Source organism: Gimesia sp., from assembly GCF_048260065.1.
Classification (GTDB): domain Bacteria; phylum Planctomycetota; class Planctomycetia; order Planctomycetales; family Planctomycetaceae; genus Gimesia.
In genome coordinates, this window is sequence record NZ_JBLXHC010000010.1 from 218,251 (window position 1) to 245,172 (window position 26,922).

General features: G+C 52.3%; 16 protein-coding genes. 5 read left to right on the forward strand and 11 right to left on the reverse strand.

Going from position 1 to position 26,922, the window contains the following annotated elements:
- Nucleotides 1-61: 61 nt before the first annotated feature.
- Both ACN0YN_RS19180 and ACN0YN_RS19185 read right to left on the reverse strand, forming a co-directional pair.
- Nucleotides 62-1,042 (reverse strand): alpha/beta hydrolase, encoded by a 981-nt coding sequence (locus tag ACN0YN_RS19180; protein WP_417386617.1) that lies wholly within the window; start codon nt 1,040-1,042, stop codon nt 62-64.
- 75 nt (nt 1,043-1,117) lie between these two features.
- Nucleotides 1,118-1,690, reverse strand: coding sequence for a hypothetical protein (locus ACN0YN_RS19185; protein WP_417386618.1), 573 nt, complete (start codon nt 1,688-1,690; stop codon nt 1,118-1,120).
- Between the two features lie 274 nt (nt 1,691-1,964).
- Between ACN0YN_RS19185 and ACN0YN_RS19190 the strand changes: the two genes are divergently transcribed.
- Complete coding sequence (locus ACN0YN_RS19190; RefSeq protein WP_417386619.1) at nt 1,965-5,828, forward strand: PVC-type heme-binding CxxCH protein; 3,864 nt, start codon at nt 1,965-1,967, stop codon at nt 5,826-5,828.
- Nucleotides 5,829-5,893: 65 nt separating this feature from the next.
- On the opposite strand, the gene ACN0YN_RS19195 is transcribed toward ACN0YN_RS19190, so the two are convergent.
- The 6 genes from ACN0YN_RS19195 to ACN0YN_RS19220 form a co-directional block, all read right to left on the reverse strand.
- Nucleotides 5,894-6,706, reverse strand: coding sequence for a hypothetical protein (locus ACN0YN_RS19195; protein WP_417386620.1), 813 nt, complete (start codon nt 6,704-6,706; stop codon nt 5,894-5,896).
- Between the two features lie 62 nt (nt 6,707-6,768).
- Complete coding sequence (locus ACN0YN_RS19200) at nt 6,769-7,683, reverse strand: hypothetical protein (RefSeq protein ID WP_417386621.1); 915 nt, start codon at nt 7,681-7,683, stop codon at nt 6,769-6,771.
- Nucleotides 7,684-7,765: 82 nt separating this feature from the next.
- Nucleotides 7,766-8,644, reverse strand: a complete 879-nt coding sequence (locus ACN0YN_RS19205; protein ID WP_417386622.1) for an STN domain-containing protein — start codon at nt 8,642-8,644, stop codon at nt 7,766-7,768.
- A 37-nt stretch (nt 8,645-8,681) separates the two neighbouring features.
- Entirely contained in the window at nt 8,682-9,566 is an 885-nt protein-coding gene (locus ACN0YN_RS19210) for a hypothetical protein (protein WP_417386623.1), read from the reverse strand.
- Nucleotides 9,567-9,886: 320 nt separating this feature from the next.
- The gene (locus ACN0YN_RS19215) at nt 9,887-11,311 is read right to left on the reverse strand and encodes a lipopolysaccharide biosynthesis protein (RefSeq protein ID WP_417386624.1); all 1,425 of its coding nucleotides are present in this window, start codon (nt 11,309-11,311) and stop codon (nt 9,887-9,889) included.
- A gap of 36 nt (nt 11,312-11,347) precedes the next feature.
- A complete protein-coding gene (locus ACN0YN_RS19220; protein WP_417386625.1) occupies nt 11,348-12,571 on the reverse strand; it encodes a hypothetical protein in 1,224 nt (407 codons plus the stop codon).
- A gap of 150 nt (nt 12,572-12,721) precedes the next feature.
- Here ACN0YN_RS19220 and ACN0YN_RS19225 point away from each other — a divergent pair, with 150 nt between their 5' ends.
- Nucleotides 12,722-14,134, forward strand: coding sequence for a hypothetical protein (locus ACN0YN_RS19225; protein WP_417386626.1), 1,413 nt, complete (start codon nt 12,722-12,724; stop codon nt 14,132-14,134).
- A gap of 9 nt (nt 14,135-14,143) precedes the next feature.
- Here the strand turns inward: ACN0YN_RS19225 and ACN0YN_RS19230 are convergent, their stop codons facing one another.
- Nucleotides 14,144-15,361 carry a sialidase family protein gene (locus ACN0YN_RS19230; RefSeq protein WP_417386627.1) on the reverse strand — a complete coding sequence of 406 codons (1,218 nt, stop codon included), beginning with the start codon at nt 15,359-15,361 and terminating at the stop codon, nt 14,144-14,146.
- Nucleotides 15,362-15,561: 200 nt separating this feature from the next.
- On the opposite strand from ACN0YN_RS19230, the gene ACN0YN_RS19235 reads away from it, so the two are divergent.
- On the forward strand, nt 15,562-16,662 hold the full coding sequence (locus ACN0YN_RS19235; RefSeq protein ID WP_417386628.1) for a cellulase family glycosylhydrolase: 1,101 nt from the start codon (nt 15,562-15,564) through the stop codon (nt 16,660-16,662).
- Nucleotides 16,663-16,681: 19 nt separating this feature from the next.
- Here the strand turns inward: ACN0YN_RS19235 and ACN0YN_RS19240 are convergent, their stop codons facing one another.
- The gene (locus tag ACN0YN_RS19240; protein WP_417386629.1) at nt 16,682-18,742 is read right to left on the reverse strand and encodes an isochorismatase family protein; all 2,061 of its coding nucleotides are present in this window, start codon (nt 18,740-18,742) and stop codon (nt 16,682-16,684) included.
- Nucleotides 18,743-18,938: 196 nt separating this feature from the next.
- Nucleotides 18,939-20,711: a thioredoxin domain-containing protein gene (locus tag ACN0YN_RS19245; protein WP_417386630.1), complete on the reverse strand. Its 1,773-nt coding sequence runs from the start codon at nt 20,709-20,711 to the stop codon at nt 18,939-18,941.
- A 1,033-nt stretch (nt 20,712-21,744) separates the two neighbouring features.
- Here ACN0YN_RS19245 and ACN0YN_RS19250 point away from each other — a divergent pair.
- Both ACN0YN_RS19250 and ccsA read left to right on the forward strand, forming a co-directional pair.
- A complete protein-coding gene (locus tag ACN0YN_RS19250) occupies nt 21,745-22,857 on the forward strand; it encodes a hypothetical protein (RefSeq protein ID WP_417386631.1) in 1,113 nt (370 codons plus the stop codon).
- Nucleotides 22,858-22,918: 61 nt separating this feature from the next.
- Nucleotides 22,919-26,644, forward strand: coding sequence for a cytochrome c biogenesis protein CcsA (gene ccsA / locus ACN0YN_RS19255; protein WP_417386632.1), 3,726 nt, complete (start codon nt 22,919-22,921; stop codon nt 26,642-26,644).
- Nucleotides 26,645-26,922: the final 278 nt, after the last annotated feature.

Sequence of the window (26,922 nt, forward strand, 5' to 3'; positions counted from 1 at the left end):
GAACTTGAGCCTGTTGAACGTCGTACACGTTATTTTCTTTTCCCGGAAGCCAGGAACAGGTTCACTGCATGTGATCGTGCATGAAGGTAAACGCCCGCTGATAGGCGTCTTCAATCAGTTTCGGATCGCCGCCCGCCAGTCCGTGTTCGCCATTCGGGATGGTGACCAGTTCATGTTCCACGCCATGCTGCTGGAACTGCTCCGCCATCATTGTGGATTGCTCGTAAGGCACATCAGTGTCTATTGTGCCATGGATCATGAGTGTGGGCGGATACTCTTTCGTGACATTTTTAATTGTCATATACGGGTAGAACTTTTCCGGTTCACTGTGATGATCCCAGCCGGCAACCGCCTGGGGCCAGAGTCCGTGCATGCGACAATACTTGTAGAATTCCCCCCGTTCTTTTTTACTGTCCCGGGAGTCGGCAATTGGCGTTGTGCCGACTTCCTGAAGTGCTTCGGCTTTTGTCCGTTTCGTCTGATGACGTGCATGCGGACTCGGCTTGCCGATCCAGTCGCCAATCAGATCGCCATAGCCCCAGAAAGGGACGAGAACCGTGGGCCTGGGTTTGGCCCGGTAACCGGCGACCATCGTCAGACAGCCACCTGCGGAACCACCTGAGACGGCAACCTTGCTGGTATCAACATTGAACAGCGAGGGACCCTTTTCATGCAGCCAGGTAAATCCGTCTTCGAGGTCCGCGATGATTTCCGGCAGTTTCGTTTCGGGAGCAAGACGATAATCAAACGAGACTACCGTGTAGCCGGCATTGAGCATGTCCTGCAGGACGCGACCACTCACCCCTCCGCGATGTCCCACGATCAGCGCACCGCCATGAAACCAGACCATCACGGGCCGCTTCTGATTATCGTCGGCTCGATAGACGTCGGCTTTGATCTCCAGGTCACCCACTGTTTTAAAGGTGAAGGTTTTGACTTTAGGTTTGGCCGCTTTAGCATACGTGAGTTCCGGCAACCACAGTGCGGAAGCCGAAGCGGCACAGATTCCCAGCATCTGGCGACGATTGAAGACCTCTGACATGGAACGTTCTCCTGAAAATGAAAGTCCGCGCTGCTTTCAAGGTATCAGATGAAACCCGTCGGAAGCAAACAGGAATCAGAAACGGGGCGATAAAAAGATCAGTAAAGTAGTGAGCAGGACCACAGAGAAAAACAGGCTCAGAGCATAGCGTCGGGTTATTTTTTCCGGCTGCCGCCACCAGTCCTGGAACGAACCGAGCCGATGCCAGAGCCAGAAACCAGCGGGAACAGTCATCAGCCCGAACCCCCACATCACCCACAGCGGCGTCCCTGTCTGCAGCATCACACCACAGTCACCGATGCCTTCCACAGAACCGCCGGCGATGTAAGCGCCGTTGGCGATCAGACAGAAACCCGCGAAAAACTGTAACAATGCGACAACCGGCATTCGCAGCAGATGCCCTGCCAGCCAGAACAATAGAGGGAGCAGCACCCCCAGAACAGGTCCCGCCCAGACCACCAGCGCGGGCACAGGATTGACGGAGAGATCCGTACGCGAAATCGAAAGCGGATGCAGAACCACCCGTGAAATCGAGCCCCCCGAGAAAAGGCCTCCCAATACGTGCCCCAGTTCGTGCACTCCCATCATCGCCAGCCAGCAGCCGCAGAGCAGTGAGAAGAGAAAAACCAGCTGATAAAGGCGCGACATGCAGACAAATCCAGCTCAGGAGGAAACACCGGGAATCCGTTCCTTGCAAAATACCAGAAATCGGGTGTAGACGAAACAGGATTCCGTATTCTATCTTCATTTACTACAGAGACTTAAGTCGCATTCCAAAACGTCTCAGTCGATTTCGGCAATGTGAACACTTCTTCGCAAAAAATCCGTTTTGACGGGTGACAGAGCATTCAAAGGGCTGTTATTATGAAGAACCACCATTTTTTAATTTCCTTTAGTTTTACCTCACCAAGAAGTGGTCCCCATGCTCAACAGAGTGATTTTGAAGCACGTGCTCTCCCTGTCTGTCGTTCTCGGATTCTGCAGTCTGGCTGTTTTCCCGCTCTCTGCTGAAGAAAAATCCCAAACCAGTAAGGCGGCGACTCCCGCTGACCATCCTCTGATCCTGTTCGTGATTGGGGAAGAAGGATACAAGACGGCCGAAAGCCTGCCTGCTTTTGCCAAAGAACATCTGCAGCCTCTCGGATTTCGGACCGAGTTTGTCTTCGCCGACAAAGAGGATCCAAATTCGTTTCCTGGCCTGAAATCGCTCAAAGATGCAGACCTGCTGTTCCTGAGTGTGCGTCGAAAAACATTACCAGCCGCCCAGATGAAAATGCTGAAAGATTACCTCGACGCCGGCAAACCCCTGGTTGCCATTCGCACCTCAAGTCACGGCTTCTCCCTCAGCAAAGGGGAACCGGCGGAAGGATATGTCGAGTGGAAGAACTTCGACGCGGAAGTTCTGGGGGGCGAATACGCGGGTGACTTCAATAATAAAACACCAACCGATGTAACCACCCAGTTGCGCGCCGAGCAGGACCCGATCATGGCGACCGTTCGCAATAAATACTTCCGCAGCGAAGGGTCGATGTATAAAAGCACCAACCTCAAAAGCTCCACGAAGACATTATTAATCGGCCTGTCCAACGTAGAAGGACAACCGGTTCACATGCCTGTCGCCTGGACCAACCGCTATAAAAAATCTCTGGTATTCTATACATCACTCGGACATGCCAGCGATTTCAAAATCAATACGTTTACACACACCCTGGTCAACGCCATCTACTGGTGTCTTAAAAAAGAACCACCGCAGGTTGATGTCGCCGGCAAGATCACCCGCGATCGCTTCAAGAAAAATGTCGCTGCCAACGAGCAGGTTGACAAAGTCATGAAAGCCTTCAAAGGGAAAGGTGAAGTCGGCGACGAATCGGACCCGACTCCCCCTGCAGATGCGGTCAAACTATTCCAGGTTCACAAAGACTTCGAGATGGAGAGCATCGCTGCGGAACCCGAAGTCATGCAGCCCCTCTATCTCAGCTTCGACCATCGCGGCCGAATGTGGGTCGTACAGTACCTGCAGTACCCGTTCCCCGCCGGTCTGAAAGTCGTGAAGTACGACCAGTACCTGCGGGCGGTCTTCGATAAGGTCCCCCCTGCACCGCCAAATCACTTCAAAGGGGCCGACAAGATTTCGGTGCTCGAAGACACCAACGGCGATGGCAAATTCGACAAAATCAAAGACGTGATCACCGGTCTGAACATTGTCTCCGCCGTCACTGTCGGCAAAGGGGGCATCTGGGTTTTGAATCCTCCGTACCTGCTGTTCTATCCCGATGCGGACGGCGATGACATTCCCGATGGCGATCCTGAAGTGCATCTGTCCGGCTTTGGTCTGGAAGACACTCACTCCGTTGCCAACAGCATCAAGTGGGGTCCCGATGGCTGGCTGTATGGTGCCAACGGCAGTACGACGACGGGAACCGTGAGTTCAGCCGTCACGAAAAACGTGCACTTCAAAGGCCAGATGATCTGGCGTTATCACCCCGAAACCAAAATCTTTGAGATCTTCGCGGAAGGGGGCGGAAACACCTTCAGTGTGGAGATCGATTCTAAAGGCCGGGTCTTCTCGGGTACGAATAACGGCGGCACCCGCGGGATGCACTATGCACAAGGGGGCTACGCTCATAAGAACTGGGGCAAACATGGTCCACTGACCAACCCGTTCGCCTTTGGTTATTACGAACACATGCGACACAAAGGGTATCAGGAACGCTTCAGCCAGACCTTCTCCATTTATGAAGGGGGCACGTTCCCTCCCAAATACAATGGCGCCGTTTTCGCTGCGAATTCACTGCATAACCGCGTGATGGCCAGTAATCTTATTCCGGACACATCCACGTATCGTACAGAAGACATGCCCCCCATCGTGATGACGCAGGACCGCTGGTTCCGTCCCGTCGATATCAAGGTGGGCCCCGATGGCAGCGTGTACCTGGCCGACTGGTACGACAGCCGCCTGACGCACGTTGACCCCCGCGACAACTGGCACAAAACCAGCGGTCGTATCTATCGTCTCAAACCGACCGATTATAAACCCCTCAAACCGTTCGACCTTTCCAAGCAGACCAATACGGAACTGATCGAAACGATGGGACATAAAAACAAATGGTTCCGTCAGAAAGCCGTGCAGGTGATTGGCGAGCGTGGCGACACGTCGATGGTTCCCGCACTGCTGGCGATTGCCAGAGATCAGAATGATGATCGCTGCCTGGAAGCACTCTGGGCGTTGAATCAGCTCGGTGCCTTCAATAAGGAGCTGGCGCTGGAACTGCTGGGACACCGCGATGAACACATGCGTCGCTGGACGATCCGTCTGCTCGGCGATTCGCATACGACTTCGAAAAAGCTGACGGCCTCACTCGTCGGTCTGGCGAAAACAGAACCGTACGCCGAGGTACGTTCTCAGCTGGCATCAACCGCCAAACGACTTCCCGCGGAAGCCGGCCTGGCGATTACCGCTGAACTCCTGCAGCGGGAAGAGGATCTGCAGGACCTGCATATTCCACTGCTGTTATGGTGGGCCTTGGAAAGTAAAGCGACTTCCGACCGGGAACTGGTGTTACAGCTGTTCTCGAAGCCCGACTTCTGGAAAGTGCAGATGGTTCAGGACTTCATCCTCGAACGCATCATGCAGCGTTACGCGATGGCGGGCGGCGATGAAAACTACGCCATGTGCGCCAAACTGTTGAAGCTGGCCCCTTCGGATCAGAGTAAAGAAAAACTGATGGTAGGCATGCTGGAAGCATTCCGCGGCCAGAAGATTGACAACCTGCCTGAAGAGCTCAGCAAAGGTCTGGCGGAATACCAGAAGAGCCTGGGAGAATCGGATCTCGCATTAGCGTTACGCCTGGGTGATAAGGAAGCGACACAACGCGCCATTAAAATCATTGCCGACAAAAATGCAGACCGCCCCACACGCCTGACCTACATTGAAATCCTGGGTCAGTTGAAAGTTAAAGATGCCGTCGGCCCGTTGACCGCGATTCTGTCTTCCTCGGGAGCTGATACTCACTCATTGAAACGGGTCGCGCTGCAGGCTCTGATGAATTTTGAAAACCCGAGTATCGGCAAGAGTATTCTAAGCCGCTACCACAGTACTCTCCTCGACGAACACGACGTCCGCGGAACCGCACAACGGGTGCTCGCCAGCCGCAAAGCGTGGAGCAAACAGTTCCTGACGGAAGTGGATGCGTGGCGGATCAAAGCCAATACAATTCCTCTGGATGTGGTACAGCAGATGTCACTGCACGACGATCCCGAAATCAAAGCCAGTATCAAAAAGCACTGGGGCAAAGTTCGCGGCTCCTCTCCTGCAGAAAAACAGGAGGAGATGAAACGGGTGGCTGCACTGGTGAAAGCGGGGGGCGGCGAATTCTCAGCCGGGAAAGTCCTGTTCAATAAAACGTGTGCCGTCTGTCATACGCTGTATGGCGAAGGGGGCAAAGCAGGTCCCAAGCTGACCGGTTACGAACGGGACAACCTGGACTTCATGCTGCTGGCGGTCGTGGACCCGAGTGCTGCGATTCGGGAAGAATTCACCAACTTCCTGGTCGTCACAGACGACGGGCGAACGGTGACAGGCCTGATAGATGAGCAGACGACCAAGACTCTCACGCTACGGGATGTCAAAGGACAGACGGTACTCATCAATAAAGATGAGATCGAAATCCTCAAAGCGTTGGATCTGTCATTAATGCCGGATGGCCTGACCAAAAACATGAGTGATCAGGAAGTGAAAGATCTCTTCAACTATATCATGAGCCGAACGCCCAACGGCGGGAAATAACGACCATAAAAATGGAGCGGGCTGCTCCCCTCGGTCTGCTCCATTTTTTATGCGTCGATGACTGTTTAAATTTTCTGTTCAACCGTCTTCTGCAGTGCGGCCTGGGCTTTTCTCAGATCCTGCAACAGTTTGATGATCGCTTCGTGGGCATGCCAGGTCTGGCTGATCACCAGTGATTTGCTGGGTTCATGCACGGAAATGGTTCCCCCTTTAAACTGAAAGGTATCAACCCAGGATTCACTACCCGAAGAACCATAAACGGGAGTCAGCTTATCCATTCCCTCAGGTTTCCACTCGCCGATCCGTGCGTTGCGAATCACCATTTCCAGGGCAGAATAATCATCGGGACCGGATTGGCATAAATCTCCCACGGGATAGACGCGCGTCATGAATGTCCGCGCCGCCCTTTCTTTTGTGGTAATCAGAACCATTTCCTTGTCGACCACAAACGTCAGATCGAGAGGCTCGAGGATATATTCCAGGACATTCTGCAGGGATTGATCTGTAAATTTGACGTCGATCAGTTCTTCCCGGGTGATGCCGACTTCTTCCAGATATTTGTCCTGTAACATAATGGGGATATTATGCAGATCGGAAAAATACACCATTGTTTCATAGAGCGGGACTTTGGGAAAATTTGCATGCGTATTCCGCTTCAACATGCTGTCGATCAATTCTTCCCGTTTGGTTAAAACGGGATAAAAGACAGGCTGTGCTTTCACAGTCACCAGTGGTGGTTCGACCTTCTGCTCTGCTTTCTTCTCCGGTGTCGCTTTTTTTTCTTCTGCCTGGATTGCCAGTGTAAATACTCCGCAGAGCAGAGCCCCCAGACCCACTGACATGAGCGGGGAACGAAGTTGTTTCTGAAAACGATTCATCAAAGTTCCTCCCTGTTTTAAATCAAACGACTGGCGTGCAGTCGATCTGATAACGGGTGTTTTTATTCACTGTCCTGTTGTGCCTGACGGAGTTGTGTCAGTAATTCGACGATCGCATTGTGGGCGTGATACGTCTGACTGATCACCAGCGCATGTGACTGCTGCACCACGGAGATCGTGCCCCCCGGTACATTCGTGTAATCAGCCATTGATCCTCCGCCACCACCGAATCCGCCACCTCCCAGTCCTCCACCTAACGCACCCTGGACATTAAAATATCCTGTGCCGCCACCTGCTTTTTGCTCCTGACTGGGTTTCGGATTACTCAATGTAGTATTGATACGACTGGGTTTCCACTCTCCCAGATTTGCATTCAGGATCGAAGTTCCCAGGACCAGGTAATCTTCATCGATAATGCACAGATCGGCGACCGGGTAAACCCGGGTTTTATATGTGTTGTTCGCAGTCTCTTTTGAGAGTACCTGAATCAAACCCCGATCGACGATATAAGTCAGGTCCAGTGGATCCAGAATCTGCAGCAATGCATTACTGAGACTGATCCCGGAAAACTCTGCAGTAACGGGTTCTTCGATGGTAATCCCCAGATTATTCTCCAGGTCTTTCGCCTGGATCACAATCGGTACGTTATGTCTGTCAATGTAATACCCAATCACGTCTTCCAGAGGCGTTTCGACAAACTCGGCGTCGGTATCCGATTTCAGTGCGACTTCGAATGTCTGCTCGCGATCAGTAAGCGCGGGATAAAAGACCGGCATTGCCGCTTTCGCTTTATTCTGCACCACGGGCGCACTTGATTTCGAATTCGCGTTGACAGCAGGCTTCTTCGCAGAAGCATCTTTCGGCTTCTGTTTCTCTTCCGCATTTGCCGTGATCAGAAAACCCGCCGCTACCAGGCAGCTCAACAGTGTAAACGTAACTTTTTTTCTTCGGCTTCCGATATCGGAAATCTGTTTCATCTCCCTCTCCTGCGATAGCTGTCTTCAGAATAAATTCCACTCTGATTCCAATTACATGTTCGAACTGTTTCCTCTGCGTCACCTATTCCTGAACACCGGCTTCTCTGATTTGCGTTAACAGATCGACGATGGCCTTGTGCGCATGGTAAGTCTGTGTGATGACCAGTGCATGACTCTGCGGAACAATCGTAATCGTTCCGCCATCTCCGTCTTCATAAAGCAGGGGAGCGACACTTTCCCCTCCCTTGAAATTCCCATCGGGTATGTTGAAAAAACCTCCTCCTCCGGGATGAGAGGCACCGGGCTTTTGTGGTTGATTTTGGGTCTTTTCCGATGCACAACCGGTTTTCCGCTCCCGCCAGTCACCCAGGTCGGCGTTTCTGAGCGCGGATTCCAGCGTGAGATAATCTTCGACAGTCCGGCAGAGATCGCCGACAGGATAAACACGCGAGGTCAGTTTCTCACTCGCTTTAAATGTTGTCGTAATCTTCACGACACCATTTTCCACGATATAAGTTAAACCGATGGGTTTTAAAATGAGTTCCAGTGCATCGTGCAGAGTCACATTATTGACATCGAAATCAACAGGCTCGTCCACCGTCAAGCCTTCTTCACCCAGGTCAATACCCAGAATGATAATGGGAATCGCATGTTTCTCTGCAAAGAACGCCATGACTTCCGCTAAAGGCTGGTCAAGGAATCTACAATCGGTTTCTGTTCCCAGAGCCTCTTCTATCTTCAGTTCGCGTTTCGTGAGCGCCGGAAAAAAATTCTGCGTTTTCTTTACCTGATATTTTGTCAGCGCTGTTTCAAATGACACCATCGACTGGGCCACAGGATTTTTTGTTACAGGAGCAACCGTTTTTTTCTTCACTTCCGCAGTCGCCACCAGTACCGTGCTTCCGACTGCCAGGAAGCAAAACAGGACTGCAACCATCTTCTGTTTCAGTAGCCAATTCATAACCAGTCCTCTGCTTGAAAAATTTGATAATTGAAAATCACTTCACTTCAGATCTCAGGCTGGCCTGATCATCGCGAACCTGTCTGAGCAGTTTCAGTAATTCTGTTATTTTGAAATGCACCCGATCCGTTTCATTCACCACCAGTGCCTGGCATTGGGGCACCACGGAAAAACTGCGACTGGAGTATTGCGCAACTGATTTTCGACTTGAATTTGCAGTTCCACCAATCACCAGATCATCCACCGGATAATATTTTTCTCGAATCGGAGAAGGAGGCAGACAGGTATTGCGAATCACATTTTCGAGTGCCTTGAATTCTTCTGGCGAGCTGCCTAAGTCGGCAATCGGATAGATCCGTAATATCAGAGTACGATTTGCTTCTTCAATCGACGTAATCTTCAGAACCTGCTGATCGACGACATAATCCAGGCCCAAAGGTCTCAGAATGGTGTCGAGTGCGGACTTGAGCGTAACCCCGTGCAGCGACACATTGATGGGTTCTTCTGTGGTCAGCCCCTGTTCACGCAATGCCCGCCCATCCAGAAAAACGTTAATGCCATGCTGTTTCTGTAAGGTATTCAGGGCTTCTGATAATGGCACGTCAGGAAACTTCGCTATTGTTGCCGCATTGAGTTCCTGAAGCACGGCCTGTTCCCCTGGTGTCAACGGCGGATAGAAGGACTCAATGATCTTCTTTCCCGAGGCCTCTGAATTCCTTTGATCCGATTGAAGAGGTTGGCTTTTCTGCAAACTGGCAAAGAAATCTCGATCTGTGGTATTGTGATCTGACTCAGGCAATAGCTCGGGATCGTTGATTCTGGTGTTCTGCTCCACTTCCGCACTGACGGTCATCAGCACCCAGCCTGCGGAGATGCACAGAAACAGGGTAAACAGGTGATTTCGTTTTATAAACCATTTCATTATGCGCACTCCTTACTAATGTCATCTCGAATTGATCTATCTCACCGACTCTCAGAAAATCCATAGAGAGAATGATTCAGAAGCGATAACCATGTACTCGTCAAAGATGCCCGTATCTACTGGATGCCAGCAGCGCGAATGAACTTTACCCGGGCCTCGAATCTGAACGATGAAAGAAATGAAATCAGACAATAAGAACGAGCATGCAATGAATGGATGAATATCTACTGATAGTAAAATCAGGATATCGAGCTGTCAACTTTTTTCTTGACGAAATTGTGACACACCGATGCGTCAATCAATGGTCCACGGAAGTTACGTTATTTCTGTCGGGTTATAAATCGCTGCAGAATGAGTAGAAACCCGGGGATCGTCAGTAAATAGCCTGCGATGAGAAACCCCCAACCAGCGCCGACAGGCCCGTACATTTTCCCCAGGTACCAGACCAGCAGTCCCGTAACCAGTTGCGTCAGCGTATTCAAAATCAGGAAGGGTTCCTGTTTAAACGGACGAATATACGCCATCACACACTGCGAGATATGAATGGGAACCAGAGCCAGCGCCAGCAGGACCGTTGGGTACAGAGGCAGAATCCGTTCCTGCAGTTTCTGGATCAGATACCAGACCGGTTCCAGCACATCCCAGCCTGCTGGTAATTCCACGCCTCGTAACAGTTGCAGCCCCCAGACTATCAGACAGAACAGAATTCCGCCGCTCAGAAGCACAATCGTGGAAACCTGTGTCAGGCGGCGGAAGACGCGATTCAGTTCCGGAATGTTATTCTGTGAGACCAGCGAACCAAACAAAGGAGCGCGTGTCATCAGCCAGGACCAGGCCGCCATCTGCAGCGTAATCAGCGCGGTCCACGTCAGACCGATGCGGCCGGCAACCTCGGGTCCCTGATATTCAAACATCAGCGGAATGACAAAGGAGCTGGTGAAGTACGTCGCCATTGCCTGCACCGCCAGCTTCCACTGGATTGGCCAGACCTCTTCCGACCAGCTGACCTGTTCCCCTGAGCGTGGAGGCAATAATGAGATGAAAAACTGCCGATAGCGAACACCAATCAGCCACAGTTCCCAGAACAGGCGCACGGCACAAATTGCAACACTGGTCCAGATTCCGCCTCCGCTGGAAATCACGACCCAAGCCACCAGCGTGCCCGTGATACTTTGAAAGGCCCGATAGCGGTTGGTAACCGAAACCTGGTCACAACCATCCAGCAGTGACAGACAGGGGGTCGCGATCAAAGTCAGTGCCGTCAAACCCGCCACACACAACCAGGGAAGTTGCCAGTCGACACCACCGACCGGTTGCGCGGAAAAGAAATAATAGCCGGCCATACCAATTCCACCGACGAACAACAACCCGGCGATCGTATACCATCTCAAAACCAGTACAGCCAGACTGCGAATACGCGCGAGCGCATCCGGATCGCCGGTTAACGCCCCCTGTTCGTCAATTTCCAGCTTCGACCATTCATGACTGGCCAGGTAGAGCGTCACCACCTGCATCCCCATCTCGACAAAGGTCTGCAGCGCGATCAGGGCACCAAAGGTATAATAGTACCCCTGCAGTTCACTGGAAAAAAAGGCGACGATCAGCAGCATCGTGACCGGGCCGGAGACAAACTGCCAGCCTCGACCGACCAGCGCGTAAAACACAGCCCGATTGACTTCCATTCGGTTGAGCAGACGACGAGGCCAGCTGCGTCGTTGTGGTTCAGATTCCCGCTGTTCGGTCATACGCCGTGTTCAATTCTCTTCTATACTTCGCCTGCCTCAACAGGCAGTCTCTGCTAAAACAGCAACCGCCCGCATCAGTGCCTCTTCGTTTCGGTCTAATTCATCAGTCGTCTCGGAAATCAGCAGTACATTGACCAGTCGCAGCGTTTGACCATCGATCTGATCAGGAGATGTCGCCACCAATCGCGTGCCTGACTCCTGCGTGTCCGCGACACATCTTAACCACTTTGAAAAGGGCTGACCATACGACTCTTTCCAGGGGAAATGCAGCCAGCTGGCTACCTGCCCTGATTTCAGGAACCGTTTAAAACCCAGTGCCAGCCGTCCCATGGTATAGCGCGCGTTCACATCCTGAATCGGGCGGCACTGCAACGCTCCCCGCTCATCGCGATACTGCATCGCATCGATGCCCAGGGGCCCGAAGTAACCAGCCTGCTGCACGCGCGCTGCGACGCGCTGCCCCATTTCAATCGCGGGCTGCCATGTTTCCTGTATCTGCGCATCCACACAGATGCGACTGCCGCGATACTGACCGCGGTCATCACACAACAATTGCGCGAGCCCCAGAAATGCGGGTTCCCCCTGTTGCGGTATTTCGAACTGCAGACCGGCTTCCGCGACGCGCTGTACCCACGGTTCCAGAAACAGAGGCTGCGGATAAGAGAATCGTTTTTTCGCCCAGTCTCTGATCGGGTTGGACACGCCGTCTCCTCTGCCCAGCATCCGCTCGCGAGCGGACATGCTGAAATCGGCCTTGAGCACCCAGGCTGTTTCTTCCTTTCCCTTCTGAGCCGCCAGATCAGCGACTGCTGCTTCCAGTTCGTCCATCTCTTTGACCTGACAACTGCCCGGCAGCGACACTCCCCATTCCGTTTCACAATGAAATGAAAAGGATCGGGAGTTCACCATTTGGACGGCGGCCAGATCGGGGGCTGTCGTTCTGAAGCCCTGCGCATCTGCCAGTTTTACTGCTGCTTCTGACCAGCCCCAGGGCACGAATTCTCTTTGAGCCGCCTGTTCTCGACCGGGCCATTTTGAAATCCACTCCACTGTCGGCAGGCCGTCTACAGCTAATTGTGCAATGAATTCAGGAGACAGCGCAGCGGGCAGGTAGATCTGATCGCCGGCTGCCGCGATGCCCAGCCAGCAGCAGGCCAGTTGCAGATTCAAAGCGGGCGTACCCCCTCCTGCCGCTGCATACACTTCGCTTGCCAGCTGATGTTCAAAATCAAAATTACCCAGAAACACACGTAACATCATATACCATCTGGCGAAAAGAGCAGTTCGAAAATACAGGTTTCCGCTTTGATTCAGCCATTATTTATTAGAGCCTGAACCTGATTTTCTGTTATACTGATTCCTTCCAGCCAGAACTATCCTCACACGTTTTTTCTCCAGAAAGCCGACCTGATGTCCCCGTTCAGAAATTGCTCTCTTTCGCTGCTCAAGCGCTCTGTCTTTCTGCTTTGCACACTGATCGTGAGTGATTCCATTCACGCAGCGGGAACCACACCGAAGCAACCATTACAGATTGCAACCTTCGAATGTGACATCACACCCCCGATTGGCAGCCCGCTCTGCTATGGACATATCACGCCTGCAAAGAAAATCGTCGATCCCCTCAGTGCGCGAGGCATCATTTTTCTGAATTCGGGCAAACCAATTGTGCTGCTGGCACTCGACTGGGTAGGTGCCAACAATGGTGCCCAGGATGTCTGGAAACAGCGTCTGGCAGAGGCACTGGGCACGACCGTAGACCGCTGTGCCGTCCATTGTCTGCATCAACACGACACGCCGGGGGTCGACATTTCCGCAAATGCCCTGCTCGAACAGAATGGTCTGAAAGGTGTCATGTACGATGCCGCTTACGTGGAAGATGTCATGCAGCGGACCGTCGCCGCCGCGAAGCAGAGTGTAACGCATCCTCAAACCGTCACGCATGTGGGAACCGGCAAAGCCAAAGTGGCACAGTTTGCATCGAATCGGCGCATTCTGGGTACGGATGGAAAAGTGAAAATCGTCCGTTTCAGTTCCTCCCGCAATCCCGCTGCCATCGCGGCACCGGAAGGAACCATCGACGCTGATGTCCGCGTACTCAGCCTGTGGGACAAAGACAAACCTCTGGTCATGCTCAGTTATTACGCGACGCATCCACAAAGTTATTATGGCAAAGGGGGCGTCAGCTGTGACACCGTCGGCCTGGCACGGGCCCTGCATGAAAAACAGACTCCGGGCGTATTACACATTCACTTCAACGGCGCCGGCGGCAATATCGGTGCGGGAAAATATAATAACGGCGATCCCGAAAACCGCCCCCTGCTGGCACAACGCCTGGCAGACGGAATGAAGCGAGCCTGGGAATCAACTGAAAAATCGCCTCTCTCCGCGGCTGATGTGGACTGGAAAGCCAGACCGGTGCTCCTCCCGTTGAGAGACACGCTGGACGAAGCCACTTTGACCGGCATTTTAGAAAACCCCAAGGCAAAACAGACCGAACGCATCCGGGCCGCCCGCGATCTGAACTATCTGCAGCGTACCAAGGCAGGCACCACGATTGATATCACGCGGTTGAAACTGGGTACCGCTCAGATCATTCATATGCCGGGCGAACTGTTCGTGGAATATCAGCTGGCCGCTCAAAAGATGGCACCGGATGAATTCGTCTGCATGGCCGCTTACGGAGATCAGGGGCCCGGTTACATCGGTACCACGATCGCGTACTCCCAGGGGGGTTACGAAACCAGCCGCGTCTCCCGCACTGCTCCTGAAGTGGAAGAGACACTGATGCAGACACTGAAAGAATTAGTCAGCAAGCAAGATTAAGATCGGGACTTAATCATCCTGGCGTGAAGGTCGGGACCATTTGATGCGGGCGGTGTAAATGCGGTTGTTACTGCCGTACTTTTCAATACCGATCGGCTGCATCCATTCGGCAACGGTGACCCAGGTTTCGCTGGGGCTGAGATTCACAACAGCAAAATTCCCCATCCGCGCCCCTTTTTCCGGCACGATGATTCGTTCCGTCTTGCGAATGACCTGTAGTGTTTTGGGATCGACTTGAGCCATGAACAGCGGCGCCCGATGTCGAAACACGTGGTCGTTGTTCGCGCCGCGTCGCGTATAGACCAGATACAGGCCATCGCTGTGTGACACCCAGTGCTGCTGCGTGTTGTAATTGCCCAGTTCCTGGCCGTCATCGAACTTCCAGACAATCGGTTCCGAATAGTTCAGACCGTCATCGCTGACCGAGACGTATCCCTTCTCATCATTCCGCATCGTCAGATAAAACTTCCCCTGGTACTTTGTGATGGAAGGTTCGTACAAACCCCGCTTGACGGGAATCGTATGTTCGCTGCCGTGCTTTTTGTAAGTCAGTTTCTCGCCGTCAAAGTCGCATAACACGACCGTCGTGCCGTACTGCTTCGCCCCTTTTTTCTTGAAGTAGACAGGGAGTAGAATCGTGCCATCTTCCAGATCATAGCGCTGGGCGGAACCGGCACCGCAGTCTTCAAACCGGGGTTCGTCCGGCATACTCATCGTGGTCCAGTCGGACCAGGTATGATCCTTTTCTTTGTAGACCGAATAAGCCACACTCCGTTTGCGAACGTGCATGACCTTATTATTTTCATAGCGAACGGTGTGTCCGGTTCCCAGCAGCTTCTTTGTCCTGGCATGCCAGCCAGGGGTGAAGTCGCAGACCGCGATCTCATGTTTGTCTGATAAACGCCGCCGCGCTAAGGTATCGTGTTTGATCGGCCCCACCCAGTTTTCGCCGTCGGTGGTCCGCATCTCATTTAACGCGTAGAACACATCCGAACCGGTCAACAGCAGCTTCTGCATCGTCAGTACGACAGTCGCCGGAAACGGACCTGCCTGGGGAATCGCTCCGGTACGGGCCTGCACCCAGCAGGTTTTCCCGTCAAAGCCTTCCGTAACCACCCGTAAATCGACTTCGTAATCGAGTGGTTTCGTGGAATCCTCAGCAGAAAGTCGCGACGATCCGGAAACCAGTAATGCAAGCGTCAGACAAACGGGAAAGATCGATTTCATGGGAGCCTCTCTGAATTTGGTAATATAAAGATCCATTTACCATACGCAGATTGCGGGGAACTCTCAAGACTTCCCTTCCATTTTGAATCTGCGGCAGAAAAAGAAGCGATCTTGCATTCTTGAGTTTCGTTTCGCAAAATGAAATCGACGGGTGGATTTCCGCCTCACCTCTTTCGATTCCCCATTAAAGGAACAGTCCGATGCGAATGTGCTCTCTGATCGCTGTCCTGACTTTCTGCTGCTCGTCCATCCTGTCGGCGGCGGAACTCGATTTCATCCGCGTCAGTGCAGACGGGAAATCGTTTGTAACTGCAGAGGCGCAGAAGCCGTTTGTCCCCTGGGGATTTAATTACGACCACAATCGAGAGGGACAACTGCTGGAAGATTACTGGTCGACGGACTGGAAACAGGTGGAACAGGATTTCGCCGAGATGAAACAGCTGGGCGCGAATGTGGTTCGCATTCATATTCAGTTCGGCAAGTTCATGTCCGCGGTCGACAAACCCCGCGAGGAAGCACTGCAGAAATTGAGTGAGCTGCTGCAGCTTGCGGAACGCACGGGCCTGTATCTCGATCTGACCGGGCTGGGCTGTTATCACAAACAGGATGTCCCCGCGTGGTATGATCAACTGACCGACCAGGAACGCTGGCAGGCGCAGGTGGTTTTCTGGAAAGCAGTCGCGAAACAGTGTGCACAGAGCCCGGCCATTTTCTGCTATGACCTGATGAATGAACCAGTCGTGCACGCCGGCAAGAAAAAAGGAACCGACTGGCTCGGCCCCGGCTTTGGCGGAAAACATTTTGTGCAGCGGATCACGCTGAGCCCCGATGAACGCTCCCGTCCGGAAATCGCAGCGGCGTGGATCAAAACACTCGTCGAAGCGATTCGACAGGAAGATTCGCGGCATCTGATCACTGTCGGCATGGTTCCCTGGAGCCTGGATCACCCCGGCCTGCGGTCCGGCTTCGTGCCAGATAAAGTCAGCCAGCATCTGGATTTTATCTGCGTGCACCTCTATCCGGAATCGGGCAAAGTCGACGAAGCCATGGAGACGCTCAAGGGTTTCGATATCGGCAAGCCGCTGGTGATTGAAGAGACGTTCCCGCTCAAAAGCTCGCCGCAGGAATTCGAGGAATTTCTGATCAAGTCCCGAAAACATGCGGACGGCTGGATCGGTTTCTATTGGGGTCAGACTCTGCCTGAATACAAATCAGAGAAATCCATCGCTGCTGCGCTGATGGCGGGCTGGCTTGAGTTCTTTACTGAGAACGGTTCCAAATTCAAAGGCAAGGCAGAATAAAGCTTGCTGCGGATTTCGTTCAGGGTTGAAATACGATGTCGGTGACCGTGCCAAACTTTGCCGGTAGAGGCATGTTGGCAAATTCGGAATCGTCACCGACCCGGTACTGCCAGCGACCCGCCAGAGGGAGTGCACTTTTACTGGAAACCAACTGCGGTGCAGAGGCAAAGTCGCTCTCGCTGGACTGTCCTGTGATCTGCAATACCACAAGGTTGGCATCATTCTCATAGACGGGTTGACGATCAATCAGAAAACCGGCTTCCGTCGGCATCAGAGGGGCACCATTGATCCAGGCATTGACTTTGGCAGGGGCAGCGTTCCCCGTTTTCAGCAGCAGGGGTTTACCGGCGCGCCAGGTGGCGGGGATTCGCACCACACACCGATACCAGCGACTCTGGTCGGTTTTTGCAGCAGCTCCGGTTGCGGGAACATTGACGACGGACCAGTGAGTCGCCTCATTCAACGAAACCTTTTCCGAGATTTTGACGTTCGCCGGGTTCAGGCCGGCAGCCCAGTAAATCCCATTCGTCAGCAGCCTGACAAACTCGGGCTGTTTGAAATCACCCGGGTGTCCTAACGAGGTGTAAAACGATTTACCGCCATCTTTGCGCTGGAAGGTCCAGGCGACTGGCTCGACTGGTTTGCCGGGAATTTCTGCCGTCATCAGGACGGTCGTCCCTTTTGCCAGCGGTAAGACTTCATACAGCGAATAAGCCTGCGGGAATGGTTTGTCGGGAATGCCATCCAGAATCGGATTTTTTCTCTGTGCCGGATTGATGGTCACCATCGATTTGAGATCGTTCTTATGATGCCCTTTATAGTTGCCGCCAAAAACGTACGCATCGAACTCGGTCCAGTCCGCGTAGCCTGCGGGAGGTTCTTTGCCACGGAGCGAGAAGGCATGACTGGCAGTACGAATTCCTACGACGGGTTTGCCCGCTTTCACGTACTTTTTAATCGCCTGCATTTCTTTTTCAGGCAGCACGCGACGTCGCACGCTGAACAGGACCACGTCGGCATCGTTGATCTTTTCGATTCCCGGAATCATATTCCGGTCTTTCTCATCGGCAAAGACCAGACTGACTCGAAAGTCTTTGCCCAGGTTTTCTGCAGCGAATTTCGGCAGACTGACATTGGTTTCATACTCGGCTTCCGCCATCACGATCAACAGATGCGGACGTTTATCTTCTTTGAATACGAATGCCTGATCGCCGAGCAGCTGATCGCTGGTAATCGTCGGGCAGACATATTTTTCGATATGAGAAACGATCAGATCATTGCCGGTGAAATGACTGACGTAAGGCCAGCGCTGTGGGTTATACATCGTATCCGTCAGATCGCGGACGAGCACGACATTCTTGCCGTTCTGTTTCAGCTGTCGTAAACCAAAGGGGCGTCCGAGGACACACATATTGGTATGCACGCCGACCAGCATCACATTTTTGATGCCGCGACTCTCCAGAATCCGCCAGACTTCATCCCCTTTATCGCTGATGAAATCCTGTTTGCCGTCGATGGTGATCATCGGAGACTGACTCTGCCAGGGTAAGGATGGATTGCGTCCCAGGTCTTTGAGTTTTTTTGCCCAGGCTGCGTGTTCCTTTGGATCGTCGTCTTCTCCGCCATCGGATTGATCGAGGGGATAAACGGCGCGTTCTTCTGCAGGAATCTTCGAGCACCAGTTTTCGATGCCGGCAGGTACGGGTCCGTTAAAGGTCACCTGCTGGGCTCTCGCTCGTGCGGGGTGCCCCTGGTACGCGGGCATGCAGTCACTGGGGGCATGGATGATAGTGACACCGTCTGCCCGGGCCGTCTTCAACAGCTGATCGAGACGGGGGGCAAACTGTTCGAGCCGTTTGACGGCATTCAGACAGTGATGATAGTCCCACACATCACAGACGATGATGGCAGTTTCAGACGGTTTCCAGCTCTCAGAACGCTGCCGCTGATGAAAGCGACCGGTCTCTTTCCCCGTTTCCTGCTGATAGCGGAGTTGCAGGTTCAGATCTTTCGCGGACAGTGAAGCGGTAGAAAACAGTATCAGGCTCAGGCAGGCAGCCAGTTTATAGAACGTCTTCACGTGATGTCTCCTGATGACAGGCAACGGGGTAGACCCGTGGAATGAATTCGCTGCGGTTGGTTACAGTTCATTCATTCTAAAGGAGCCTGACGTCAGAACAAAAGTCTGAGAGCAAAAAACAAAAAAACCAGCTGGAAAAGAGGTCCTCTATTCCAGCTGGTTTTTGTTGGTAATCAATTGTGAAGGCGTCGTTTGATTATCGACGTGAATCAGCGGAACGACGATAGCGTCGCAGCTGCTGTTCGACTTCCTGGATTTTACCCTGACGCTCTTCGCGGGAGACCGTTGTTTTATTGGCGGTCTGAGTGAAGGAAGAAGGTGTACGAAAACCGGTCACTTCGGGTTGAGGAGAGCTCTGTACCCGATTGACGCGCGAATTGCGAGGCAGGCTGCGGCTCATTCGATCGTCCAGTTGATTTCGCGCTGGTTGCTCTGTCCGGGTCAGTTTTTCTGCTGGTTGAAAACGTGCCGAAGTCGGCATAGGCTGATTGTCCACTTCACCTGACAGGTAAGAGACAAACTTCGAGCTGGCTTTGTTGATGATGACCACCCGGCTGGCCGACTGTGGTTTATTCAGAGGACGGATAATACAGACGACTTCCGCTTCACCGGCCTGATCCAGAGCATCCTGCAGCTGATGCAGGTCGGGGTTGCCGGTGGTACCAGAGGCAACCGGTTGACCGCTGGGCATGGCTCGTTCCAGAAATTCATCGAGGATTGCCTGATTCGAAGCTGGTGCCATTTCCTGTGGTGCTTCGCTCATCGCCAGTTTGACTTCCGGAATCGTTTCCGTAACAGCCGGTTCTTTGTAGATGGCTGTCAGCTGAGCTTCATCGAGCAGTTTATGAATCATAGGCAGGCCGACATACAGACCACGCTTTTCATCTTTTTCGACAGCGAAACAGACGCCAACCAGACGACCGGACCGATCAAACAGTCCGCCACCAGAACGTCCCTGTACCGGCATGCCCGTGCATTCAATGTTGTCGGGACCGAGGAAACGGTTCAGTTCGGTGACCTGAATTTTTTCCAGAGTAGGAAGGGCACCGCCGTTACATCCGATGCTGGCAACGACATCGCCGGCTTTGACTTCTGCTTCGATCCCGGCTACTTTCGCAGCGGGAACCACGCCTGAGGTGGGAATGGAAATCAGCCCCACGTCGGCCTGCATATTGTAGCGAACCAGAGTTCCCACATAGGTATCAAATTTTTCTCCCTGGAAGACATCCACTTCGATGACCGAATCACTTTTCAGTTCACTGAAGATGTGGCTGCAGGTCATAATCAAAGTGCGACCGATGGCACTGTGGATGACAGTTCCTGATCCCAGGTCCATCCCTTTTTTGTCTTTCACACGAATACGAACCGTGCTGGCACGCCAGTTGATAATTTCCTTCTGTGGTGCTGCATTCGCGAGAGGATCACTGGCGGAATCGCCAAACTGGGCGCGGATCACTGGTTCTTCGACGGGAACTGATTCTTCTTTGGATTTACCGAAGAAAGGAATATTGAAACCTCGCGATTTCTTTTCCGGTTTTGTTTCGTTCTGTGTCAGTTGAATGGGAGTCTCTGCAGGCTGACTGACGCGGCTCTCATTCGCAGCGAAGACCACGGGGTTCTCGCGAGCAGGCTGTTCGGGTTCTGCAGTGGGGATGCGGGCCAGCATCCTTCGCAGGTTGCTCTCGGTCGTTGATCCCACCGAACGCGCGACCTCTCTACCTTCCACCACCAGAACAAATGCCGGAATACTCTCCACATTAAAACGTTTCGCCAGATCGGGTTCCTGATCGACGTCTACTTTTCTAATGGGGTAACCTTCACGCTTCAAACGTGAGATTAACGGACTCATCTTCTGACAGGGACCACACCAGGTGGCGGTAAAATCCAACAGCACACCTTTGGGTGCCGCGGCCTGTGCTGATCCGGAAAGTGCTACAACTGTGAGAAAGGCTGTCGTAAAAAACCTCATCTACCAACTCCTCAAAAAGGTTGGTTTCAACGCGCAGGGCGTTTTAAATTCAGATAAAGGGGTATTCTCTCTTTGCTCACGCCAGGCATCAGAGTGTGATACAGGCTGAGAGCAGGCAACCGGAATGGTCGCCGACAGCAGAGAAGCAGAGTGAGCGGAAAACTGCGGGAACCCTCTTGAAATCTGAAGAGATTCGACAGTTTGAATAATCACAGCCTGATTGAAGGTTTCAACAGGCGATGTCTGTGAAAATAGCTTCACGATGCGGCTTCCATGCCTAACGGTTTTAACCAGCAGACTGCTGGTTGTTGGGTCGTTTAGTCGTTTAATGGGGAATCGAGCCCGGTCTTCCTGACCAACTGCTCTGAATCACTTGAATTGTCGGTTCCGTACCTGTGTACTTGTATCAATTAGAAACGGGAGCAGAGTCCCATTTGTGACGGGTTAGTTAAAAGTTCACGCATCTGGTGTACCAGAAAGTTAAATTATTTCGCGAAAAATTCGCGGGAATGCGTAAATACATTAAAGAGAAATCCTTGTAAATAGAATTTTCTCTGGAAGCTTTTACAATTGGCTCTCAGAGAAATCTTATTTGTGCCTTTTTTGCAAGGCATTGTAATATTTACCGGAATTTTCGCGTTTTTTTCGAAGCCCTGTCTGCAGGCCGATCGTAGTGCTGGCTGCAAGCGAATACAGATGTTTTCAGCAGTGAGTCCGAACTGGTTGTGTACTTTTCTGTTCCGGGACAACTATAATAGAGTAGTTGCCCGTCGCTGATGCAGAAAATCAAAACAGACGGGCATTAAGTTTCCTAAACTACAACTATTAAATAACTTAGCCCCTGCAGAAAGACCTTCTTTCTAAATTCACCCACCTTGAACATTTTTACAGAATCTCTTTCTGTGACTCTTTAAAGTATCCGTAATACCCAAAGTCAGGCTTTGCTGAATTGATTCCCGGCTGAGAAATCGATTCCCGGCTCAGCCGCTCCTGAATAAATCACAGATAAAAACCATCCATTCGATTGAGCCACATGAAACAGATATGCCTCGTAACCCTGATCGCGTTCCTCTCCCTGTCAGCAGGCTGCCGCAAGCAGGATGAAATCAGTTCCTACACGGTTCCCAAGGGTTCCGCTTCTCAGCATTCTGCTCTGCCTGATATGACGGCCACTCCCGCGAAACCAACGCGGATGCTGGCAGCCATCGTGCCGGGCAGTCCGCAGAACTGGTTTTTCAAAATGACCGGAGAGCCGGATCAGGTCAAAGCGGAATTTGATACTTTCATTCAGTTTATGAAATCCGTCACCATTAAGAATGACAAGCCGGAGTGGAAGCTGCCCGAAAACTGGACTCAGGAACCAGGCAGTTCCATACGATTTGCGACGCTTAAAGTCAAAGAGACAGATCCTGCGGTGGAGCTGTCCGTGATTCCCCTGCCTGCGGGCGGTGATCTGTCAGAAGACTTACTCTCTAACATCAATCGCTGGCGCGATCAGGTCGGTCTGGGTTCGATTACAGCGGATGACATCAAAGCCGCTGCTGACAAATCGCCGGCTCTCGATACCGAACTGTTCACGCTCAAGTCAGGGGATGAGACGATTTCCGTCGTCAGTCTGAACGGAATGATGGCCGGCAACCCGATGAGCCGCGCCCCGTTTGCCTCGGGCATGATGGGGGGACCGGGAGGTCCTGCAGCGGGACCGGCGAATCCTCCCGTTGCTGCCGCCTCCATCAAATACGAAACTCCCGCAGGCTGGGCACCAGGCCGTAGCGGCGGTATGCGGAAAGCCGCGTTCAACATCACCAGTGGAGACGAAACCGGTGAAGTCACCGTAATCGACCTGAATGGAGAGAGTAATCCGTTACTGTTGAATATTAATCGCTGGCGGGATCAGGTCGGTTTGAAAGACATCACTGAAGCTGAACTTGCCCAACAGTCAGAACAGCTCAAGGTCGGCGATCTTGAAGCCACATACGTCAAACTCATCGGCCCGGAAGATGCGAAACCTCGTCTCGCTATTTTAGGTACCATCATGTACCGGGATAACCTGGCCTGGTTTGTGAAATTCACAGGCCCGGTCAAACTGGCCGAACAGGAACAGGACCGCTTCAAACAGTTCGTACAATCCATCCGGTTTGAATAACAGCGGACGAGACTCTACTCAACGAAATTTTTTACTTGAGTTTTCAATTCAGGATAAAACCATGGCAACCAATACCCTTCCCGAACAGACAGACGAAACGGCGGCATTCGGATCCGATTCCGGGGGAGCCAACCTCAATGAAACGTTTCTGAAGTTCCTGACGCCTCTGGCTTCACTGCGACTGACAGTGGTGCTGTTCGCGATGGCCATCTTTATTATCCTGGCGGGCACCCTGGCCCAGGTGAATAAAGATATCTGGGTTGTGATCGACGAATACTTCCGCACCGGCATTGCCAAAATTGAATTCAAAATCTTCTTCCCCCCTTCCTTCTTTCCGAACCTCGACCAGCAGAACATTCCCGGGTTTTTCTTTTTCCCGGGTGGCTGGCTGATCGGCTTCCTGATGGGCATCAACCTGTTTGCCGCCCACCTGATTCGTTTTAAAGTTCAGGCAAAAGGAAGCCAGCGAACCATCGGCTGGACCATTATCGCTGTGGGATCCCTGATCACGTGGCTGGTCATTGCAAGCGGAGCCAACAAAGATGGATTCCAGGGATATTCCTTACTGAGCTGGCAGGCCCTGTGGTGGCTGCTGCAAGCGGGAGTCGGGCTGGCGACTGTCGCAGGCGGCGTCCTGTTCTTTTACATGGACAAACAGCGGAAAGCAGAACGCGGGTTGATCCTGGGTTCGACGATCCTGCTGGGTTGTCTGCTGGCCTGGGCGATTTCCCAGGGACAGGCGGCGCGGTTCAGCGATTCTTCCATGCGGATTCTCTGGCAGTTGATCAAAGCCACTTTTGCCGGCTGCGTCCTCTTGTCCGGTTGTATTTTCCTGTTCAAGAAACGGGCGGGCATTGTATTACTGCATGCGGGTGTCGGCCTGATGATGCTCAGTGAACTGATCGTCGGCACGATGGCCGTCGAAACCCAGATGACGATTTCCGAAGGAGAGACGACTAATTTCGCACATGATATTCGCGAGATCGAACTCGCGATCATTGATGAAACCGACCCGAAAGAAGACAAAGTCACCATCATCCCCAAGTCGATCCTACTGGCCAGAAAAGAAGGAGTTGTCTCTGACCCGAAACTCCCTTTCGACTATGAGCTGGTCAAATATTATCCGAACGCTTCCCTGCGCAAAGTAAGTTCACTGTCACCGGAAGAGAAAAAAGAGAATGAAAATCCCGCGACAGCCGGAATTGGCATGGACTGGATCGCGTTACCGATGCGCAGTGCCACCGGTACCGACATGGGGGGCGGAGTCGATACGCCGGCTGCCTATGTCAAAGTGATCGATAAAAAAACGTCTGAGTCCCTCGGCGTCTATCTGCTGGACCTGGAAATGGCCTTGCAGGAAATCGGACAGCCTGTGGTTGTGGATGGAACACCCTATCAGCTCTACCTGCGATTCAAAAGATATTACAAGCCGTATTCCGTCACGCTCAACGATGTCCGTAAGGATGATTACGCGGGTACAAATACGGTGATGAGTTATTCTTCCGACATCAAACTGGTTGACCCGGAAAATAATGTTGACCGGGAAATCAAAGTCTGGATGAACAACCCGCTGCGATACAGTGGAGAAACCTTTTATCAGAGCGGCTATCATGCCGATCCGACGACCGGTAAGGAAATGACAACCCTGTCCGTCGTCACGAACGTTGGCTGGATGATCCCTTACGTATCCTGCATGATTGTGGTGGTTGGCATGCTGTATCACTTCATGATCACTCTCATGCGATACTTGAACCGCCGCGAAAAGCAACGAAACGAACCATCCGACGTCAATGAGTTTCTGCCTGCCGGTAAAGAAAACGATCTTGCCTGGCAGAACCGGGCACGCGTGCAGGCCAAAATCACGGATTATCTGATCCCGATTCTGATTGTCGTGATCTTTGGCGGCTACCTCATGAGCAAAGCCCGGGTACCGAAACCGGAATCAAATGAAATGAACCTCTATGAATTCGGTCAGCTGCCGATTTTATACGAAGGACGAATCAAGCCTGTGGACACCCTGGCCCGTAACAGTCTGCGAATCATTACCGGCCGACAGGATTTTACGGTTGAATATGATGAAGATGGCAAAATCCTCACCACTTCAGCAAAAGAAAAAGCAGCAGAAGCGGAAGCGGAAGCAGTAAAAAATTCGGAAGATAATCAAGACGATTCCGAGACTACAGCCGCTAAAAAAGAGAAACCAAAAACGACGACGAAAAAATATCCCGCCATCAAATGGTTCCTGGACACGATTGCCAAGCCGAGCGAGGCCTTCGAATACGAAGTAGTCCGCATCGAGAATCCTGAATTATTAGATACGCTGGACCTGAAAAAACGTCCCGGCTTCCGATATTCCTTTGACGACTTTATCGAAAAGATTCCCGAACTCTCCAAACAGTCCGATCTGGCACGACAGGCAGGTAAAGGAAAAGCAACCCTGTATCAGTCACGCGTGCTGGATCTCGAAAAGAAGATTGGCACTGTTGACCTGCTCATTCAATCATTCAAACCGCCAGAAATCCGCGCTGAATCGGCCCGTGATGACCTGATTGAAGCAATCCGCCGCAATGGAATGCTGGAACGCCGCAATCCTCCCCGCGCGATTCCTCCAGGAGGCGAAGGAGAGAAGGAGGATGAGTGGCAGACCTATTCTTATGCCTGGACCCGCGATCTGGTGAAAGCAAGTTTCTCCAAGGACAAAGAAAACGAAGCCACCACCGCCTGGACTAAAATCCTTGTTGCCTATGCCAGTGGTAATGTCGAAGAGTTCAATAAAGAAGTCCGTAATTACCAGATCTGGTTGAATAAGCACAAAGCAGATCTGCCACATACCAGCCTGTCCAAAGTCGATTTCGAAGCGTTCTTCAATCACTTCGAACCGTTTTATTACTGCTCGGTGCTGTATGTGTTCGCATTTGTGATGGTCTGTTTCTCGTTCCTGTTCTGGACGAGACCTCTGGGTAATGCAGCATTCTGGCTGATCTGTCTGACCTTCTTCGTGCACACACTCGCGCTGATCGGTCGGATTTATATCTCGGGACGACCGCCTGTCACCAACCTGTATTCTTCAGCTGTCTTTATCGGCTGGGGTGCCGTACTGGCGGGCATCGTCATTGAGAAAATCAATCGGCTGGGCATCGGCAGTCTGCTGGCTTCGGTCGCTGGATTTTCGACTCTGCTGATTGCACACATGCTTGCCGGCGATGGTGATACATTCGCAGTGCTGCAGGCCGTTCTGGATACACAGTTCTGGCTGGCCACTCATGTTGTCTGTATTACACTGGGTTATGCGGCGACCTTTGTCGCTGGTCTGCTGGGTCTGTTTTATGTCCTGTGGGGCGTATTGACCCCCAGGATGACGGCCACCGCCGGGAAAGAAGTGATTCGCATGCTGTATGGTGTGCTCTGCTTCGCCATCATTCTGAGTTTCTTTGGAACCGTACTCGGCGGTCTGTGGGCCGACGATTCCTGGGGCCGCTTCTGGGGCTGGGATCCTAAAGAAAACGGCGCACTGATCATCGTGCTCTGGAATGCACTCGTGTTACATGCACGCTGGGGCGGTATGGTCAAGGACCGTGGGCTGGCCATACTCGCGATCGGTGGTAACATCGTCACCAGCTGGTCCTGGTTCGGTGTGAACGAACTTGGCGTCGGTCTGCATTCTTATGGATTCACCGAAGGAGTTCTCAAAGCATTAGCGCTGTTTATGCTCTCACAACTTGTCGTGATGGGCGTCGCGTTGATTCCTATGAAACACTGGTGGAGTTTCAAAAAGAGAAACGCGTGAGTGAATTCCGCATGACTTCAAAGAGAGGTTTTTCCCGAGAGCGTTCACTGTATACTGAATTGAAACTCTGCTTGTTTTTTACGGTGAAGCCCCTCCTCGTCTGATTTTTCCCCCCTGAAAAACAGGGGGCTTTTCCTCCTTATTTTGCAGCATTATTCTTTAATTGCACCCCCAAACCGGTGCTCTTGCTGCCCATTTTATCTGACTGGAACGGAAACAAAACCGTACACACATTGTCTCAGATTGTACATGTTTCCGTTTTAGCCCGATTCTGCTCT

Coding starts and splice junctions, on each gene's coding strand:
- ACN0YN_RS19180 (WP_417386617.1), bottom strand. CDS start 1,042: ATGTCAGAGGTCTTCAATCGTCGCCAGATGCTGGGAATCTGTGCCGCT.
- ACN0YN_RS19185 (WP_417386618.1), bottom strand. CDS start 1,690: ATGTCGCGCCTTTATCAGCTGGTTTTTCTCTTCTCACTGCTCTGCGGC.
- ACN0YN_RS19190 (WP_417386619.1), top strand. CDS start 1,965: ATGCTCAACAGAGTGATTTTGAAGCACGTGCTCTCCCTGTCTGTCGTT.
- ACN0YN_RS19195 (WP_417386620.1), bottom strand. CDS start 6,706: ATGAATCGTTTTCAGAAACAACTTCGTTCCCCGCTCATGTCAGTGGGT.
- ACN0YN_RS19200 (WP_417386621.1), bottom strand. CDS start 7,683: ATGAAACAGATTTCCGATATCGGAAGCCGAAGAAAAAAAGTTACGTTT.
- ACN0YN_RS19205 (WP_417386622.1), bottom strand. CDS start 8,644: ATGAATTGGCTACTGAAACAGAAGATGGTTGCAGTCCTGTTTTGCTTC.
- ACN0YN_RS19210 (WP_417386623.1), bottom strand. CDS start 9,566: ATGAAATGGTTTATAAAACGAAATCACCTGTTTACCCTGTTTCTGTGC.
- ACN0YN_RS19215 (WP_417386624.1), bottom strand. CDS start 11,311: ATGACCGAACAGCGGGAATCTGAACCACAACGACGCAGCTGGCCTCGT.
- ACN0YN_RS19220 (WP_417386625.1), bottom strand. CDS start 12,571: ATGATGTTACGTGTGTTTCTGGGTAATTTTGATTTTGAACATCAGCTG.
- ACN0YN_RS19225 (WP_417386626.1), top strand. CDS start 12,722: ATGTCCCCGTTCAGAAATTGCTCTCTTTCGCTGCTCAAGCGCTCTGTC.
- ACN0YN_RS19230 (WP_417386627.1), bottom strand. CDS start 15,361: ATGAAATCGATCTTTCCCGTTTGTCTGACGCTTGCATTACTGGTTTCC.
- ACN0YN_RS19235 (WP_417386628.1), top strand. CDS start 15,562: ATGCGAATGTGCTCTCTGATCGCTGTCCTGACTTTCTGCTGCTCGTCC.
- ACN0YN_RS19245 (WP_417386630.1), bottom strand. CDS start 20,711: ATGAGGTTTTTTACGACAGCCTTTCTCACAGTTGTAGCACTTTCCGGA.
- ACN0YN_RS19250 (WP_417386631.1), top strand. CDS start 21,745: ATGAAACAGATATGCCTCGTAACCCTGATCGCGTTCCTCTCCCTGTCA.
- ccsA (WP_417386632.1), top strand. CDS start 22,919: ATGGCAACCAATACCCTTCCCGAACAGACAGACGAAACGGCGGCATTC.